The sequence below is a fragment of the Dyadobacter chenwenxiniae genome, assembly GCF_022869785.1.
Taxonomy (GTDB): domain Bacteria; phylum Bacteroidota; class Bacteroidia; order Cytophagales; family Spirosomataceae; genus Dyadobacter; species Dyadobacter chenwenxiniae.
This window is the reverse complement of record NZ_CP094997.1, coordinates 5,269,130-5,286,678: the sequence shown is the minus strand read 5'-3', so window position 1 is coordinate 5,286,678 and position 17,549 is coordinate 5,269,130. Positions and strand designations below refer to the sequence as shown.

The following is a 17,549-nucleotide window of genomic DNA, read 5'->3' as shown; positions in this document are numbered from 1 at the left end:
AAATATGAATAATGCAGCAGGTTAGTAAGTTGGTGCGATGACCAGGTTGAGCGCTTCGGTTTTTAACAGCTCTTTATCGATAGGCACTACGCCAACAAGTTCGCAAACCAAACCTCCACCCAGATTGGAAACAGCTGCAATCGTTTTGGGCGGCAAACCCAGTGCCACGCAGCAAGCCGCAATGCTGATCACCGTATCCCCGGCGCCGGAAACATCTGCTATTTGCCTGATATGCGCAGGTAGTTTGTGAACCTCGTCCTGAAAATCAATGATAACCCCACGTTCCGAAAGTGTGATCAAGGCGCCTTTGACATTCAAAGCTTCTTTCAAATGCCGGACTGCGCCGCGAAGTTCTTCGGGGTTATCCACATTGAATTCAATTTTCAAACCCTCCCGCAATTCTTTCAGGTTCGGCTTGAACAATGTCGTGTTATTGTAAGCTAAGAAGTTCCGTTTCTTTGGATCGACAACGGTTGGAACATTGTGTTCATTGGCAAATGCAGTGATCTCAGAGATGGAGTGGGGAGTGAGCACGCCTTTGTCATAATCTTCAAAAATAATCACATTACAGCTAGGGATCAGCTCCTTCGCTTTCGCGATCAGCTGCGCGGTCTCACTTTTTGAAACAGGTTTATCCGTTTCCGTATCAATGCGGACAACTTGCTGAGAACCAGCGATAATTCGTTCCTTAATGGTTGTTATACGGCTTTCGCTGCGGATTAGTCCTTCACAATTTAACCCTTTGTCTTTCAAGCTGTTTTCGAGCAGATCTCCTGAGCTGTCCGTTCCGATAACGGAACATATAATAGCCTCTGCGCCGAGCGATTGTACATTCAAAAGCACATTGCCGGCACCGCCCAGACGATACTCGCGCGTTTGAACATTAACCACCGGGACCGGGGCTTCCGGCGAGATTCTTTCCACTTTTCCCCAGACATATGAGTCCAGCATTACATCCCCGATAACCAGTACACGCAATGTGTCGAACGCTTCAAAAACCTGATTAATATTCATAAACTATTTTCGCTCTTGGTATAATGTTTAGATCAAATCTTAACGAAATCAGATATTAGCAACAAAATGCAAGCTCGCGACCTGGAATCGCTTGTTCAGATATAGCCTGTGCGCATCGGTACGTGCCTCAGATACTCCGGAGTCCAAATGAACCTGCGCGTAATCATTTTTCTTCGCATAGTCCAGTATCCAGTCGATCAGAATGCCTGCCAAGCCTTTGCCGCGTTGTTCTGGTAATGTGGAAAGATCGTCAATATAAATATAACTTCCCCTAAAAAGGTTGTATCCGGTTTCAAAAACTGCAACAGAGGCAGCTTCATCATTTTCTTCGATAAATATAATCTGCCTGTTGTCTGCAAGCGTCTTTTTTACCGCATCCAGATAAAGGTCATCTCCCAACTGAGGACGCAAGGCCTGAACGGCCCGGCGGCATTTCAGCATGTCGCTTTCAGTTTCTACAATTTGAACATTTGTCATCCTTTATTGACGGGCATGGTTAGGTTGCTCAAATTATGACCCATTTTATCTCTTTTGGTCAAAAGATATTTCTCATTATGTGGGTTAGAAGGAATCTCAACAGTCACTGAATCCACGATTTCAAGGCCATAACCAATCAATCCTGCACGTTTTTTAGGGTTATTGGTAATGAGGCGGATCTTCGTCACTTCAAGGTCGCGGAGGATCTGAGCGCCAACGCCATAATCGCGGTCGTCCATCGGGAAACCAAGTTCCAGATTCGCTTCAACGGTATCCCGGCCCATTTCTTGTAACTTATATGCTCTCAGTTTATTCAAAAGGCCAATTCCGCGTCCTTCCTGGTTCATATAAACGATCACGCCTTTGCCTGCCTTGTCCACCATTTCCATCGCAGCATGCAACTGGGGACCACAATCGCAGCGGCATGAGCCGAAAATATCACCGGTAACGCAGGACGAGTGTACGCGAACGAGGATAGGCTCGTCTTTTTCCCACGTTCCTTTCACTAATGCCAGGTGCAAATCACCCGTATTAATCTGACGATAAGCAATCAGGTCGAAATGGCCCCATTTAGTCGGCATATCCACGCCGATTTCGCGCTTTATTAGAGATTCTTTTTGAAGTCTGTATTCGATCAGGTCTTTGATACTAACCAGTTTAAGGTTAAATCGGTTAGCGATTTCACGCAATTGCGGAAGTCTGGCCATCGAGCCGTCTTCATTTAAAATCTCCACCAAAACGCCTGCGGGTGCTAATCCAGCCAATCTCGGAAAATCGATGGCGGCTTCTGTATGGCCCGTTCTTCTCAAAACGCCGCCTTTTTTTGCTTTCAATGGAAAAATGTGACCCGGGCGTCCCAAATCTTCGGGTAGCGTATCCGCGTCAACAAGTGCTTTTATAGTCTTGGAACGGTCGCTCGCCGAAATCCCCGTCGTACAGCCATGACCCAGCAAGTCAACCGAAACGGTGAATGCTGTTTCATGAAGCGCCGTGTTTGTGCCCACCATCATTTCGAGGTTCAGTTCCGAACAGCGTTCTTCGGTGATCGGGACGCAGATCAATCCCCGGCCTTCACGGGCCATAAAATTGACAATTTCCGGGGTAATGAGCTCGGCTGCACATATAAAGTCGCCTTCATTTTCACGATCTTCGTCATCTACGACAATGATCATTTCCCCTCTTTTTATAGCTTCTATGGCCTCATCTATGGAATCCAGAACTATTGGAATGCTATTATTATTCATTAATCAGGATGACGAAAAATAGTTTTAAACAAAAACTCGTTTTTACTCTGCAAAGGTACATGCTTAATGTTGAAAAGTTCTATTTTTGAACCTCCATTGCATCTTAACAAAGCTTTTAGCTTATCCGTTTCAATGATCAGCAGGAACTATCCAGCCCGTCATTTTGAGATAATTTTACTCATCTATGAAGATTAATCTACTGATATTGTTTCTGTTATGCGCATTTTTGTTTGTTGATAGAAATGTTTTCGGACAAAGCTTCTGCGGAAACACCGGCAAATTTCTGGTAACTCCATCCGAAGGCTGTGCACCACTGACAGTGAACATTACCAATCAGATGGTAAATGCGGAAAATGTCACTTATGCCTACGATTTTAATAAAAACAGCACATCGCCGCCAGAAGAGAAAGACCGGTCTTTTGAGCTTTCACATGTTTATGATCTACCCGGAACCTATACCATTTTGCAATATGGGAGTATAAAGGACGTTGCCGGGTTCAGCCTTTGCAAAGATGTTATTGTTAAGGAAAACCGGGCCCCAAAGGCTGAATTGATGACTTGCAACAATGGCCGCGCAAGGCTTACGATTATTAGTGACAGCATATCGCTGGCTTATAATGCAATCGAAATTAACTGGGGCGACGGGTCCAGTCAATCAGTTAGCATTAAAAATAACGGTGCACTTTTTTATGATCATCAATACGCGACGGGCGGGACTTTTCCTGCAATAACGGTTCAGGGCAAATATGCTACCGGCATCTGCACGCAAGGCTTGAAAACCACATTAACCAAAGAAACAGCGCCGCAGTCGCTCGCGAAAATTAGGATACGAAGTGTCGAAATGCTTCCTTCCGGTGACGCAAAAATCCTTTATGATGGAATGGAGGGGAGATTGCAACGGAAATTTGGATTGATAAAGGGGACGGCCAGTTTGTTACAACGGGCAAGGGAGGCCAATCCGATGGCGCTCAGGCAGCGACCATTACGGGCCTTAACCCGCAACAAATTTACCGTTTCAAGTTGTCGTCTAAGAACTTTTGTGAAAATCTGATTGATAGCCCGGTGGTGAGCAGCATGGTTGTTAAGGAGGGTGCTGTATCGCTGGATGAGATTATTTCCGTTTCCTGGGAACATTATCCCAACACAGATAACCTTTTGCAGTATCAATTGAAGCGCGACGGGGTTGTTATTTTTAGCTCATTGGATCAGTTATCATATTTGGATACGGATGTGAAATGCGGGACCACGTATCAATATGAGATCGTCGCGATCATTGAGAACGATGTACGTTCCTACTCTACGCCGTTCAGCATTGCTCCGAAAAGTGCAGCGCCCGAGACGATTACAACTGCCAGCGTGACGGTTAAGGACGAAAAAACCATTACAACCCAGGTTGCTTTAAGCGGAGAAGGTCTAACCAGCAGTTACGACCTGATCGTTGAGCGGGCAACATTGGGAAGTCAGGATTTCCAGCAGATTTCGCAGCCGGATAACCAGAGTTTGCTGTTTGATGATGTGGATGTGAACACTTCCGAAAATGCTTATTGTTATCGCTTTACCTATGAAAATGCGTGTAATCTGAGATCTCCGGCATTTAGTAATCCAGTTTGTTCAATCCTTTTGCAAAATCGGGTTACGGATGTCCATTGGAATGCCGATTCTCCTTTTACGGCTGGTGTTGCTTCCTATAATTTAATTCAAATGAATGATGCTGGAACGGTTCAGGACGAAATTCCCAAGCAGTTAGCAACCAGCCATATGCTCGATATCGAATCGCAGTCGGCATTTTCATTTCAGGTGAAAGCGCAGTCTAACGATGGCAATATGGAGAGTTATTCCAATGTTTTATCCTTACGAAGAAATCCGATTGTCCTCATCCCGGATGCGTTTACGCCCAATGGAGATGCTCATAATGAGCGCTTTGAAGTGAAAGCATATTTTGTTTCAACATTCAGTATGTCGGTTTTCACGCGCTGGGGCGAAGTGGTTTTTCAGACGGAAAACAGTGCGGAGAGTTGGGATGGGAACATTAAAAATGAGAAAGCGCCAGGCGGTTATTATTTGTATAAAATTGAGATAAAAGATGCTACGGGTCAGCAAATTTCCAAAAATGGGAGTTTTTTATTAATCCGATAGGATTTTTCTAATGGCTCGTGGATCAGAATACTAGTTTGAATGCAATCCCGTTTACTAGTTAAGAGCCTTTCTCTTTTAAAATAGATTATTTTTGTAGTCGCTTTACAACCATCAACACTTCATATCGCTCATATTCGTATGAAGTCTCTTAAAAAAGTCATGCTTTAATTTTGCACACTTATGAGATTAACACTACTATCCCTTTTCTCTATTTTAACTTTTTTCAGCAAAACACTTCAAGCGCAGGGACTCTGCGACCGCGGGGGAGGCGGTTTCACAATTGATAAAACAGAAGGTTGTGCGCCTTTTACTGTAAGGGTAACTAATACCGTCCCGAATCCAATTTTGGTGAACTATGATCCCGCTTACGACGGGAAATCTCTCAACATCCAACCCGGACCCGTTTTCACATACTCTCTTCCTGGAATATATACAATTTTGCAGCAAGGTGCGTTGTCCTCAGGGCAATTTTACGCTTGTAAAACTGTCCAGGTGTTTGAGACTCGGGTTATTACGCCCCAGTATTCATCATGCGGTGGCGGAAAGATCTTTCTGAGTTTGACAGACAATGCGATATTAAAAGCCTACGATGAAGCCAAAATTGAGTGGGGAGATGGACAAACCCAGATATGGAAAAAAGGCAGCCCACTGGTCATTGAGCACAGTTATGCGGATGTTACTTCCAGCCCTACGGTGCTTGTAACGGGTTTATATGTGGGAAAAGGATGCGCGGAAGGCCGTGCAACGTCTTTGCCTATCACGTTTCAACAAGCCCAGCTGAATGACATTGCAATAAAATCGATTGAAATGAGGGGCGATGGTACGCTCAGGATCAATTATCAGGGTTTAAGTGGCGTTTATACGGATATTAATTATAGCACCAATAACGGAACCTATGCAACTGCCGGAAGAAGATCGTCGGGTGGATTACAGCCGTTTGACATAAAAAGCCTGGCTACGAACCAAGTATATCAAGTCAAGCTGGCATCCGAAGATTTGTGCTCAGGCAAAAATGACAGTCGGGTTTACAGCAGTATGACGCTATCCGGTAGATCCGAAGACGGACAAAATATCCTTACCTGGAGTAAATATCCGGATGCGACTGATTTTACCTCTTATGATCTTCTGCGTGATGGGACTATTATTAAAACCTTTGCGTCTATTAACGACATTACCTATACAGATGAGGATGTGCAGTGCGGCAGCTTTTCGGAATACCAGGTGGTTGCAAAGATCAAGGACGTAACTTCAACATCTGCTCCGGTTGGTGTAAAGGCTGAAATTGCTTCGCCTAAGCCCATTAAAGATGCAGCAGTTTCTGTTGATGGCGATCGTGCTGTGATTATTAAAGCAAGTGTTCCGGGCGCCGGGCCAAACAGTACATACGACCTTACTATTGAAAAGGCAGAGGCCGGGGCAACATTGTTCAAGAAAATAATTACACTCTTTAACGAGAGTGAGTATTCAGATCCAGACGTCAAGACAAATGAGTTATCTTATTGTTATAGGATCAGTTACACCAATTCTTGCGGTCAGAAAGTCCCGGCATCACAGCCGATTTGCACGATTCTGTTAAAAAAGAATCTGACCACGCTCAATTGGACGACTGAATTGCCAATCCTTGGTGGCGTTTCCAGTTACGATGTTATTCAAGCTGGTTCGAGTACTGCGGAGGTGGAGATTCCGGTCCAAATGAATTCAAATTATACCATTAAGGTAAATGCACAAAGTGATCTGGAATATAACTTTCAGGTTCGGGCGAATTCTGCTCCCGGCGGATTTGTGAGCTTGTCCAATATCATCAACTACAAAAGAAGTGCAGGTGTTTTTGTTCCTCACGCTTTCAGTCCCAATGGCGATGGTTACAATGATATTCTGGAAGCAAAATCGACTCAGCTTCAATCCTTTAACTTCTCGGTAATGAACCGCTGGGGTGAAGTTGTTTTCCATTCCAAAGACATTGCAACAGGCTGGGACGGGACCATAAACGGGGAAAATGCACCGGTTGGATCTTACGTTTACAAAATGACTTTCGTGGACGATATCAATCAAACTGTTGAAAAAAGTGGTACATTTATGCTTTTACGATAGGAACCATTTCCCGTAAATTAGTTTTATAAAGAGCATAACCTAATAAAGACGAATATGTTTGGTAATATGGCAGATATGATGGGGCTCATGGGCAAAATGAAAGACCTTCAGTCTCGCATGAAAGAAGCGCAGGATTCATTGGTCAATATAACTCAGGTGGCTGAGTCAGGTGGTGGAATGGTGAAAGCGACTGTAAACGGACAAAAGGCTTTAATAGGCTTGGATATTGATAAAGACCTTGTCAATCCAGATGACAAGGAAATGTTGCAGGATCTGGTTGTTGCGGCAGTTAACAAAGCATTGGATAACATTGAACCAAAAATAAAAGAGCATTTGCAGAAGGCAACGGATGGTGTACTTCCCAACATTCCGGGGCTTGATTTAAGCGGGTTTATGAAATAACCGCTTCATTAATGGCTCCCACTGTTGCGATTGTCATCCTGAATTATAACGGCAGACACCATCTCGAAAAATTCCTTCCCAATATCTTGAAGTATTCAGATGGCTATGCAGTTTGGATAGCCGACAATGCGTCTACAGACCAGTCTCTCAGTTGGTTAAACTCAGCCTATCCCGAACTTCACACGCTGACAATTTCAGAAAACAAAGGCTATGCAGGCGGCTATAATGATGCATTGAAGCGCATTTCGGCTGATTACTACATTCTGCTGAACTCGGACATTGAGGTTACAGAAAACTGGATTCAACCGGTTATTTCCTTTATGGACTCGGATGAAAAAATTGCAGCATGTCAGCCGAAAATCCGTGCATATGATCTTCCCACGCACTTTGAATATGCAGGAGCGGCTGGTGGTTATATGGACTATCTGGGTTATCCGTTCTGCAGGGGGCGGATATTTGATACGCGGGAAGAGGATTTAGGCCAGTTTGATGACGAGCAGGATGTATTCTGGGCAACCGGCGCATGTTTGTTTGTCCGCGCATCTGCCTTTCACCGAGCTGGGGGTTTCGACGAATCGTTCTTTGCGCATATGGAAGAAATTGACCTTTGCTGGCGGTTGCTTAATATGCAGTACAGGATCACATATTGCGGAAAATCAGTCGTTTACCACGTAGGAGGCGGGACTTTGCATAAGTCCAATCCAAGAAAGACTTTCCTCAATTACCGGAACAATTTAATCATGCTTTTCAAGAATCTTCCCAAAGGGAGGAGGTGGAAAACGGTGTTTATCAGATTGTTATTGGACGGAATTTCGAGCGTACGGTTTATGGCAACAGGTGCCTGGCCCGACGTTGTCGCCATTTTGAGAGCGCATTTTGCGTTTTATAGAATGATCCCTTCACTCATTAAAACCACAAAAAGAACATCATATCGTGCTCCATTATATTATAGGAGCATTGTATGGGAATATTTTGTGCTGGGGAAGCACAGATTTAGTCAGCTGACGGGAATTAATTTTGATAAGGTTACAGTTCCCAAATCGTAGGACTGTTGTGACGGCGCCAATGCTTCTGCAACTCCATCCAGAAAGCTAGCACCAGATAAAGGATAATTGGCGATCCAAAAGTCATGAAGGTGGCATAAATAAAGTACAACCGGACGCTGCTAGCGGGGAAATTGAGCTTTTCGCCCAATTTTGCGCAGACACCAAATATCTGGTCTTCAACGAAATACCGAAATTTGTTCATACCTTTTTCCAATAATTAGTTCATAATTAGGGAATTTTACCCGTATATACAATTCGGTGATCAAATTTTCCTCTAAAACTGGGCGAAACGGCAAAATACCGCTAACTCGTAAATTTTCAAATTCTTTAGTCAAATAAATTGATTTACAAACAATTTTTGTTTCTTTGTGATTAAAGATTTTGTAAGTTGTTCATTATAATCGGGATGTCTTGACTAAAAATTCCAAAGTTTCTTTTACCAATGCGTTGAGCCTCCCTCAATTATTTGGTGAAGCTCATTGGGCTTTTGAATGAAACGCTTGCAAATCTTTTGTATTTTCACCTTATTTCAATTTTTTTATTCAACCATTATGCCAACAGGTACTGTAAAATTTTTCAATGAAGCTAAGGGATACGGCTTCATCGTTGAAGACGACACAAACAGAGACATCTTTGTCCATGTGACAGGATTGGGAGGACTTACTATCCGTGAAAATGACCAAGTAGAATACGAAGTCGTTGAAGGTAAAAAAGGACTAAACGCTGTGCAGGTAAAAAAGATATAATCGTATTTTTTTTGCAGAAAATGAAAAATGCCGCTCGTTCAGGGCGGCATTTTTCATTGATTACCTAGGCGATCCATGCCTTAATATCATCTAAAAGTGGCATTTTCTCTTCAATTTTAAGCTTTTTGCGCATTCCTCCCAGATCATTAAAAATCTTATTTGGATTAGCCGCTTTCAATTGTTCAATCGTAAGAATATTCATTTTTTGCAATGCAGGCACCCAGGCAGCAGGCACCCCGGCATTGATATAGTCCAGTTCCTTTGCAATTTCAACCCGGCGTTCAGGGCGCATTTGCGGGAAGAAAATCACTTCCTGAATGCTCGTATTATTGGTCAGCAACATGGTAAGCCGGTCAATGCCAATCCCGATGCCTGAACTTGGGGGCATGCCGTATTCGAGTGATCTGAGGAAATCGTCGTCCATTTCCATGGCTTCATCATCGCCGCGTTCCTTCAATTTCAACTGATCTTCAAAACGTTCCCGTTGCTCCAAAGGATCATTGAGCTCAGAATAAGCATTGGCAATTTCTCTGCCATTCACAAAAAGCTCAAAGCGCTCCACCATGCCTTTTTTGGTGCGGTGTTTCTTGGTAAGGGGCGACATTTCAACCGGATGGTCGATAATGAATGTAGGCTGAATAATGTTCTCTTCTACTTTTTCACCAAAAATCTCGTCAATCAGCTTGCCTTTGCCCATGCTTTCCGACACCTCCATTCCCCACGCGCGGCATTGTTCGCGGATCGCGTTTTCATCAAGCGTTTCCACATCAAGCCCTGTATATTGCTTAATGGCATCCGTAATGCTTAACCGGGGATATGGGCCAGTAAAATCGAGCTCCGTTTCTCCGAATTTAGCTACTGGCGTTCCGTTCACTGCAATCGCAACCTGTTCGAGCACTTGCTCGGTCATGCGCATCATCCATAGATAATCTTTGTAAGCAACGTATAATTCGACGGTTGTAAATTCAGGGTTGTGCGTCCGGTCCATTCCTTCGTTACGAAACAGTTTTCCGAATTCATAAACGCCTTCAAAACCACCAACTATCAATCGTTTTAAATGCAATTCCGTGGCGATTCTAAGGAAAAGATCCGTGTCCAACGCGTTATGATGTGTTTCAAACGGCCGGGCGGCGGCACCTCCGTGAATGCTCTGCAAAACGGGCGTTTCCACTTCTAGCCATCCATTTGAATCAAAATAAGAGCGCATTGTCGTGATAATCCTGGCTCTTTTGATAAAAATCTCGCGGACTTCAGGATTCACGATCAAATCCACATAGCGCTGACGATAGCGAAGTTCAGGATCGGTAAAACCGTCATGAATGTTGCCCTCTTCGTCGCGTTTCACAACAGGAAGCGGACGAAGCGATTTGTTAAGAATCTTAAATTCCTGAACATGAACGGATATTTCTCCGGTTTGCGTAGTAAACACAAATCCTTGAATTCCAATTATATCGCCAATGTCCAGCAGTTTTTTGAAAACCGTATTGTAAAGCGTCTTGTCTTCGCCCGGGCAAAGATCGTCCCTGCGGAAATATAGTTGCACACGTCCGGTGCTGTCCTGAAACTCGGCAAAAGCAGCGCTTCCCATAATCCGGAAGCCCATCAACCTGCCGGCCATGGTGACGTGTTTATAATCTATTTTATTGTTTTCGTAGTTCTTGACAATGTCTGCAGCGTAAGTATTTACCACAAATTCTTCCGCAGGATAAGGCTCGATGCCCATCCGCATTAATTCCTCGCGCTTTTGTCTGCGCAATATTTCCTGTTCGCTTAATAGCATTTTTGACAGCAATGGTTTGAAAATGGCAACCTCAATGTTCGAAAAGAGTGCGCAAAAGTACTATATTTTGCCGTGAATAACGAGGATGAAACCATTAACCTACATTCGTTCGTTGTAAACGTATATGTGCTGGCACGTTATTAATAATTTTCATGATGGCAGACATTGACTTTGACAATCAACCCTGTCTGGCATAAATTGTGTTAAATCCCTCTTTTCATGTTTGCAAGAATTTTAAAAATCTTTGGAATAATTGCCCTGTGCGCTTTTTTTCTTTTCGGTGCCGTTGAGATATGGGTTTACAGAAACAGGGATAATATTTTCAAAAAGACAAAAGAATTCGTCAACGAGAATTTGAACGGGAATCTGGAAATTGAGGATTTTAAATTCCGGCCTTTCAGCGGATCATTTGGATTAAACTTCACATTAACAAACGTCAAACTTACCGACAGCCTTTACCAGGTTCATCAAAAACCCTTTCTGGAAGCCGAAAAAATGCACATTTCGTTAGATCTTGCGGGTTTTTATAAAGGGAATATGAAGATTAAAAACCTCATTCTGGAAAATGGGACAATGAAATTGTTTGTTCAAAAGGACGGCTATTCCAATTTAAGCATCTTCAAAAACAATTCGAAAGACAAAAAGAAAAAGGATTCCGGAGGGAACGACAATGTCTTAAAAAAGCTGGGTAATATGCGTTTCGTTAACTTTACCGTTAGCTATTCCGATTCTGTAAAGCAAAAATTTTACGGTGCTTTGATGCATGATGTTACCAATATCATCACAACAACCGATTCAACTACAAATGCCAGCCTTAACGGCGCCATTTTGTTTAACCAACTGACATTCAAGCCTAAAAAAGGCGGTTTCCTGATCAACCAGGAGGCGAGGCTAGGACTTGCATTAGCCTATGACGCTGATAATCAACAGCTCAAAATTTACCCGTCCGTATTGGAAACTGCCACCAATGATCAAATTGGCATCAACGGAACATTCGACTTCGCGGACTCTTCAAAACAATTTTCCTTAAATTTCGAGGCTAAAAAAATTGCCATTAAAAATGCGCTTCCGCTATTGAACAGGCGGATTAAGGAGCAAATTGATTCAATTGGTATTCAAACTAAGGTGGATGCAAAGGTGCGTGTGAATGGGCAAATCGCAAGTTTGGTGCAGCCGCACGTTGACGTATATTTCAAGACGGATACGTTTCAGTACAACCTGCCGGTGGGCGTTTTGCGGGATATGTTGGCGGAAGGCAACTTTACCAATCAGGCCGATACAACCGAAGTGCCCGGTCCGCTCAACTCACGCGTGACCGCGCAGGATGTAAAGGGTAAATTCGAGACCATTCCATTCCGACTCGCCATTGCCGTCACCAATTTTCAAAACCCGGTTGCCCGGATCAGCGGAAAAATTGATGCGGATTCCACGAATCTGGATCAGCTTTTGGATCCCAAACGATATCGCTTCAAAAACGGGAGTGCGAAGATCGAGTTCAATTTTGATGGCAGCTTAAAAAACTTCTATGATCCCAGCCGTGACCGCTTCAATGGCAAGTTGAGTGGCAAAGTGTCGATCGATAACATTTCCATGGATTATCTGCCGCGGCAGGTTCATTTGAAAAAAATAAAAGGAGATTTCACTTTCAACGAAAAAGCATTCGTCTTTCCTGATCTGAGCTTATCGGATGGGCAGAACATGCTGTATATCAGGGGTCAGGTGCTTGATTTGATCCCTTATCTGTTTGGTTCTCCCAAGCCGCTCAGGGCGAATGTGGACATTAACATTCCAGTTTGGAAAATGAACTGGCTGGAAACACTGCTCGCTCCACGACAGGTTGTGACAAAAAAAAGAAAGAAGCTGAAACTGGTTGAACTGCTGGACGACGCCATTGACCAAATGCAAATTGTTGCCAAGCTGGATGCTAAGAAGCTCAATTACAAAAATTTTACGGCAAGGGACGTGAAAGGAGAGTTTACGATTAAGAACAACGCTGTTAGCATTGAGTACTTTGTCATGAAAGCATTTGGGAGCGGAAACGTTCGTGTTTCCGGGGAGATGGACAATTCCGGAGCGAGCCAGCTGCCGCACATGGCTATGCGAGGCAAAATTGCGAATGCGGATGTGCACTCCGTGTTTTACTCGTTTGATGATTTTGGACAAAAAACCCTTACACATCAAAATTTAAAGGGAATCCTGAATACAGATTTTAGTTTTGAGTCACGGCTTAATAACAACGTCAGGCTAATTCCCTCGACGATGAAAGGCCTGCTGCGTATTGACCTTACCAATGGTTACATTCTGAACTTTGAGCCTTTTATGAAGATGAAAAAGCTCATTTTCAAACGACGGAATTTTGAGCGTGTAAAATTTGCGCCTATTCGGAGCGATTTTAAGCTGAGCGGCCAGGAGATTGAGATCGCGCCAATGGAGATTGAATCCAATGTAGTGACGCTTTATATTGATGGCATTTACAGTTTTGGCAAGAAAACGGACATTAACATTCAAATTCCGTTGAGTAACCTGAAAAAACGGGACTCGACTTATGTGCTCGATCCGAATAATGAAGAGAAGAAGCAAGGGTCTAAAATTTTCCTGAGAGCCATTGACGAAAATGGTGAGGTAAATATCAAGCTTGCATTCAGGAAAAAGAAAGATAAAGACAAGGATAAGGACAAAAAAGACGAGCCGGAAATCAATCCAGAGCTCATCGAGAAATAGCGTTATTCCTGCTCATTACTGAACATATAGCCCACGCCTTTCAGGGTTTTGATATAACGGTCGCCGAGTTTTTCGCGTAACTTTCTAATGTGGACGTCAACGGTTCTTTCCAGGACATAAATGTCGGCTCCCCAGATTTTTTGCAACAGCTCGTCCCTGTTAAAGACCTTATTAGGCGTTTGAGCAAGAAAAAACAGCAGTTCAAATTCTTTCTTCGGAAGCACGATTGACTTTTCCGAGCCTTGGGTAACCGTGTAATTTTTGCGGTTAATGGTCAGGTCCAGAATGTCGATCTGGTCACCTGATTCTGCTTTTTGCGCTTCCCTGCGGAACAATGCATTAATGCGGCTCATCAGAGCCCGCGGCTTGATCGGCTTCGTAATGTAATCATCCGCGCCTACATCGAAAGCCGCAACCTCAGAATATTCTTCCGATCTGGCTGTTAAGAAAAGAATGTATGTGTTTTTGATTTCCGGGTTACTGCGCAAAATACGGCCTGTTTCGATGCCATCGAGTTGCGGCATCATAATGTCCAGCAGGATCAGATCAGGGATAAATGTCTTGGCGATTTCGATTGCTTTCTTGCCATTGGAAGCGGTAACCACCGAATATCCTTCCTTAATTAAATTATATTCCAGAAGTTCAACAATATCAGAATCGTCGTCAACAACTAGAACTTTTGGGGCTGACGATGCAGATTTAGCGGTGCTCATGTTTTTCTTATTAAAACGCGGTTCGAAATTAGCAGATGTGATGTTCAGATTACATGCTTTACGGCATTGTTAACAGAAACATAATATCATTTATAAGTAATCTGATAAATATCGCCTTGCTCATTGGTTACGAGCATATCGGTATTATTCAAAAACATAAGCGCTTCGTTCTGTTTTTTTACCAGCCGAAAACAGCTCCTGGGCTTACTAAAATCAATGCGGTCATTTTCAATGGCGAAGAGCAGGATCTTACCATAAGTCAGCAATGCAAAAGTCTTACCATCCGGACTCACATCGGCTGCGGTAACCTGTGTATTGATTTGAATGCTGTCAATTGGCATTATAGTGTAATTGCCCGCCTCGGCAGGAACGCGATAAAGTCTTACAAACTTATTTTTCCCCCAGTTTTTTGAGAAGAGATAAAGGTTTTTTTGAAAATAAAAGAGCGATTCGCAATCAAAAGCAGGCTTATTAGAAACGCCCGCAAGTGATTTCTGATCAGTATAGCGAAACGAAATTTTTTCCGTCCCGTTCTGGCTGTTGAACTTGTAGATTTCAAACTGGTTCCTCGGAGCACCGTTATTACCAAAATCACCTATGTAAAAATTTCCGTCCGCATCTTTACCTAAATCTTCCCAGTCCACATTTCTTGCATCAGGGACTGGCTTTGTTGCAGCCAGCTTGCCTGAAAGGTCAAATTCATACAATTCCGGCTTGCCGCCGCTGTCATTGTGAGTGACAAACAAACCAGGCGCCGAGCCGTTCGCCAGGCCCGAACTTTCCGACGCAACAGCCGGAAGCTTACCTATTTTGCTAATTTTGTAATGAGATCGCACCTTCTCAAAATCATTGATCTTATGATCAGGCTGGCAAGTACAGAATATCGTTTTGACAGCAAACCACAGATACATTAATTTATTCATGAATTCTACATTACGTCCTCTTCCAAACAAAGATAGAGAAACCCCACTTTACCTGAAACTGGCAAGCATCCTGGTCGCCCTCATTGCCGCCGTCTATATTCTTTATATTCTTCGGGAAACGATCATCCCCATTGCATTCTCCATTTTGCTGTCCATTCTGCTCCATCCCGTTTGTGTTTGGCTGGAAAAGCACCGTGTTCCGCGGATAGGGTCTATTTTGTTAAGCATCCTTTCACTTGTTGTAGTGATTGTCGTGCTTGTCTATGTGGTTTCGTTGCAAATCGGCGGTTTTGCAGAAGAGCTTCCGAGGATTACAGAAAAGGCAGAAACGATTCTGGATCAAACGCTTACGATGGGCGAGCGTTATCTCAACATTAGCCGGAGCCAGCAAGTCAGCGAAGCAAAAAAATACCTCATTAACGCATTAAGCGAAGGGAGGGCGGTTTTGCTAAACACGCTTGTTACGACCACGGGCGCCATTTCAACATTCATCCTAATCCCGCTTTACATCTTTTTCTTCCTGCTATACCGCGATTTTTTCAGGCGTTTTGTTCACAAAGCCATTACCAATGTTCCTAACGAAGCATTGAATGTGCTTTTGAAAAAAATATACGAGGTGATCCAAAGTTACCTGTCAGGATTGTTCCTAGTCATTCTGATCGTAGGCGTTTTGAACAGCATTGGGTTGCTCATTTTAGGCATCCCACACGCTATTTTCTTCGGCTTTTTGGCAGGGTTCCTGATCCTGATCCCATATATCGGAATTTTGATAGGCTCAGTTTTGCCTGCATTATTGGCTGTCGTTACCATGGATTCGCCCTGGTATGCGGTGGGTGTAATCGGTGTGATGAGCTTTGTACAATTTCTGGAAGGCAATTTTATTACACCGAACATTGTAGGATCCAAAGTAAGTGTGAATCCACTGGCCGCGATTGTCGCATTGTTTCTGGGAGGGCAGTTATGGGGGCTAGCGGGTTTAATCCTCGCATTACCCGTGACGGCTATTCTTAAAGTGATTTTTGATACTATTCCAAGTATGGAGCCTTACGGTTTTCTGTTGGGCGAGCCTGTGCATGAGGTGCAGGAAGACGAAAAAGAAGTAATGATTGAGCAAACCGTTGAAAAGGAATTTAAGAAAAAACCTTACCGCAGATATCGTAATAAGCCGAGGAATCGTCCGGATAGCACTTCTCCTATGCCCAACAAACCGGAAAATTAGAATTATTTAACACCTGTTTTCTCAACACTAATCCCCACACTCATCACGAAAGGAAGCGGATTCTGGCGCATAGATTGCGTCAATGTGAACGTGTAAGTGCCGGATCTGGGGAATTTGTAGTTTTTAACAAACGGGATCTTATGATCAAAAAGATCTCCCAAGCCGTGGCCGTAAGGTTTTCCGGTGGTTTCATTGGAGAGAAAAACTTCTTCCAGTGTATTAGAAATGACCTTTTGATCCGGTCCTGTAAAACTTTTGGTCAAATAAAGGTTGTAATAAGGATACTGGAGCGTGTTACGGAGCAAATAATACATGTTGTAAGTTGCTGTCGTATCCGTTATCTCAACTTTAAAGGTCGGTTTGTTTTTGATATACCAAAGTCCATCATCAATGTCTTCATGTGCTTTGTAAACAACATTTTCGTCGCAGCCCGACATTGCCAGACTGAAAGCAAGAATTGAGACAAACCAAAAAAACTTCATTCCGGACCGTTATCGTTTAATTGACAAAACTAACCATTTTAACTTAAACGCTGGATTTCGCCGAAAAGTAGCGATTGAGCCAGGAGTTTGAAGCCGGCGTTTTCCAATGGTTCATCCATTGCGCTTTTGTCGTCACCTGATTATCAAAAATAATGGTTGATGGCAAAAGGATTTCGTCAGTCACAGCCTGCTTAATGTTAGGCACCGGAACTGTATGGATCTGATTGTCAGCACCGAGGTAAGCAATCGAACGATCAAAGAAGTCAATCCGCATCGAATGGCCAACCGACTGGATCCAATGCACCGACTTGTCGATAGAACATCCGCTGGGCAACTCGTCATTTTCGTCCACCGCAATGACTACAAACCGGTGTTCAAACACTTTCCCGGATGCCGTAAGCGGTTTTCCGTGCGCTTCCCAGCCATCGAGGGACGCTTTCAAAGTTTCAGTAAGAATGCCAACTTCGGTGTCAGTAAGCTGGCGGTCAGCCTGATAAATCCAGACACGGGATTGAAAATCTATATCACTAAACGGAATGTACATGATTCAAAATT

At 43.5% G+C, this 17,549-nt stretch carries 17 protein-coding genes; 8 read left to right on the top strand and 9 right to left on the bottom strand.

Going from position 1 to position 17,549, the window contains the following annotated elements:
* Nucleotides 1–21 precede the first annotated feature (21 nt).
* Genes MUK70_RS22565 through MUK70_RS22555 form a run of 3 tightly spaced genes read right to left on the bottom strand, consistent with a single transcriptional unit; the run spans nucleotide 22 to nucleotide 2,735 of the window.
* Nucleotides 22–1,014, bottom strand: coding sequence for a bifunctional heptose 7-phosphate kinase/heptose 1-phosphate adenyltransferase (locus tag MUK70_RS22565; protein ID WP_234655240.1), 993 nt, complete (start codon nucleotides 1,012–1,014; stop codon nucleotides 22–24).
* Between the two features lie 48 nt (nucleotides 1,015–1,062).
* Nucleotides 1,063–1,491: a GNAT family N-acetyltransferase gene (locus tag MUK70_RS22560; RefSeq protein WP_234603297.1), complete on the bottom strand. Its 429-nt coding sequence runs from the start codon at nucleotides 1,489–1,491 to the stop codon at nucleotides 1,063–1,065.
* Nucleotides 1,488–2,735: a bifunctional 3,4-dihydroxy-2-butanone-4-phosphate synthase/GTP cyclohydrolase II gene (locus MUK70_RS22555; protein WP_234655239.1), complete on the bottom strand. Its 1,248-nt coding sequence runs from the start codon at nucleotides 2,733–2,735 to the stop codon at nucleotides 1,488–1,490. Before MUK70_RS22555 ends, MUK70_RS22560 begins: the two co-directional genes overlap by 4 nt.
* Before the next feature lie 184 nt (nucleotides 2,736–2,919).
* On the opposite strand from MUK70_RS22555, the gene MUK70_RS22550 reads away from it, so the two are divergent.
* The 5 genes from MUK70_RS22550 (at nucleotide 2,920) to MUK70_RS22530 (ending at nucleotide 8,410) form a co-directional block, all read left to right on the top strand.
* The gene (locus tag MUK70_RS22550; protein WP_244784499.1) at nucleotides 2,920–3,786 is read left to right on the top strand and encodes a PKD domain-containing protein; all 867 of its coding nucleotides are present in this window, start codon (nucleotides 2,920–2,922) and stop codon (nucleotides 3,784–3,786) included.
* Nucleotides 3,756–4,871, top strand: coding sequence for a T9SS type B sorting domain-containing protein (locus MUK70_RS22545; RefSeq protein WP_244784497.1), 1,116 nt, complete (start codon nucleotides 3,756–3,758; stop codon nucleotides 4,869–4,871). The genes MUK70_RS22550 and MUK70_RS22545 overlap by 31 nt, the downstream gene beginning before the upstream one ends.
* Before the next feature lie 180 nt (nucleotides 4,872–5,051).
* Nucleotides 5,052–6,962: a T9SS type B sorting domain-containing protein gene (locus tag MUK70_RS22540; RefSeq protein ID WP_234655237.1), complete on the top strand. Its 1,911-nt coding sequence runs from the start codon at nucleotides 5,052–5,054 to the stop codon at nucleotides 6,960–6,962.
* 54 nt (nucleotides 6,963–7,016) lie between these two features.
* Entirely contained in the window at nucleotides 7,017–7,364 is a 348-nt protein-coding gene (locus tag MUK70_RS22535) for a YbaB/EbfC family nucleoid-associated protein (protein ID WP_234603290.1), read from the top strand.
* An 11-nt stretch (nucleotides 7,365–7,375) separates the two neighbouring features.
* Nucleotides 7,376–8,410 carry a glycosyltransferase family 2 protein gene (locus MUK70_RS22530; RefSeq protein ID WP_234655236.1) on the top strand — a complete coding sequence of 345 codons (1,035 nt, stop codon included), beginning with the start codon at nucleotides 7,376–7,378 and terminating at the stop codon, nucleotides 8,408–8,410.
* Here MUK70_RS22530 and MUK70_RS22525 read toward each other — a convergent pair.
* Nucleotides 8,391–8,612 (bottom strand): PspC domain-containing protein, encoded by a 222-nt coding sequence (locus MUK70_RS22525; protein ID WP_234603285.1) that lies wholly within the window; start codon nucleotides 8,610–8,612, stop codon nucleotides 8,391–8,393. The genes MUK70_RS22530 and MUK70_RS22525 overlap by 20 nt on opposite strands.
* A 349-nt stretch (nucleotides 8,613–8,961) precedes the next feature.
* On the opposite strand from MUK70_RS22525, the gene MUK70_RS22520 reads away from it, so the two are divergent.
* Complete coding sequence (locus MUK70_RS22520; protein ID WP_026629450.1) at nucleotides 8,962–9,156, top strand: cold-shock protein; 195 nt, start codon at nucleotides 8,962–8,964, stop codon at nucleotides 9,154–9,156.
* 64 nt (nucleotides 9,157–9,220) lie between these two features.
* Here the strand turns inward: MUK70_RS22520 and lysS are convergent, their stop codons facing one another.
* Nucleotides 9,221–10,936, bottom strand: coding sequence for a lysine--tRNA ligase (lysS, locus tag MUK70_RS22515; RefSeq protein WP_234655235.1), 1,716 nt, complete (start codon nucleotides 10,934–10,936; stop codon nucleotides 9,221–9,223).
* Nucleotides 10,937–11,155: 219 nt separating this feature from the next.
* Between lysS and MUK70_RS22510 the strand changes: the two genes are divergently transcribed.
* Nucleotides 11,156–13,657: an AsmA family protein gene (locus MUK70_RS22510; RefSeq protein WP_234655234.1), complete on the top strand. Its 2,502-nt coding sequence runs from the start codon at nucleotides 11,156–11,158 to the stop codon at nucleotides 13,655–13,657.
* Nucleotides 13,658–13,659: 2 nt separating this feature from the next.
* On the opposite strand, the gene MUK70_RS22505 is transcribed toward MUK70_RS22510, so the two are convergent.
* Entirely contained in the window at nucleotides 13,660–14,370 is a 711-nt protein-coding gene (locus tag MUK70_RS22505; protein WP_234603282.1) for a response regulator transcription factor, read from the bottom strand.
* An 86-nt stretch (nucleotides 14,371–14,456) separates the two neighbouring features.
* Complete coding sequence (locus MUK70_RS22500) at nucleotides 14,457–15,293, bottom strand: SdiA-regulated/phytase-like domain-containing protein (protein ID WP_234655233.1); 837 nt, start codon at nucleotides 15,291–15,293, stop codon at nucleotides 14,457–14,459.
* Between MUK70_RS22500 and MUK70_RS22495 the strand changes: the two genes are divergently transcribed.
* Nucleotides 15,292–16,512, top strand: coding sequence for an AI-2E family transporter (locus MUK70_RS22495; RefSeq protein WP_234655232.1), 1,221 nt, complete (start codon nucleotides 15,292–15,294; stop codon nucleotides 16,510–16,512). The two genes, MUK70_RS22500 and MUK70_RS22495, sit on opposite strands and share 2 nt — an antisense overlap.
* A gap of 2 nt (nucleotides 16,513–16,514) precedes the next feature.
* Here the strand turns inward: MUK70_RS22495 and MUK70_RS22490 are convergent, their stop codons facing one another.
* Both MUK70_RS22490 and MUK70_RS22485 read right to left on the bottom strand, forming a co-directional pair.
* The gene (locus MUK70_RS22490) at nucleotides 16,515–16,994 is read right to left on the bottom strand and encodes a gliding motility lipoprotein GldH (RefSeq protein WP_234655231.1); all 480 of its coding nucleotides are present in this window, start codon (nucleotides 16,992–16,994) and stop codon (nucleotides 16,515–16,517) included.
* Between the two features lie 43 nt (nucleotides 16,995–17,037).
* A complete protein-coding gene (locus MUK70_RS22485) occupies nucleotides 17,038–17,538 on the bottom strand; it encodes a hypothetical protein (RefSeq protein WP_234655230.1) in 501 nt (166 codons plus the stop codon).
* Between the last annotated feature and the right edge of the window lie 11 nt (nucleotides 17,539–17,549).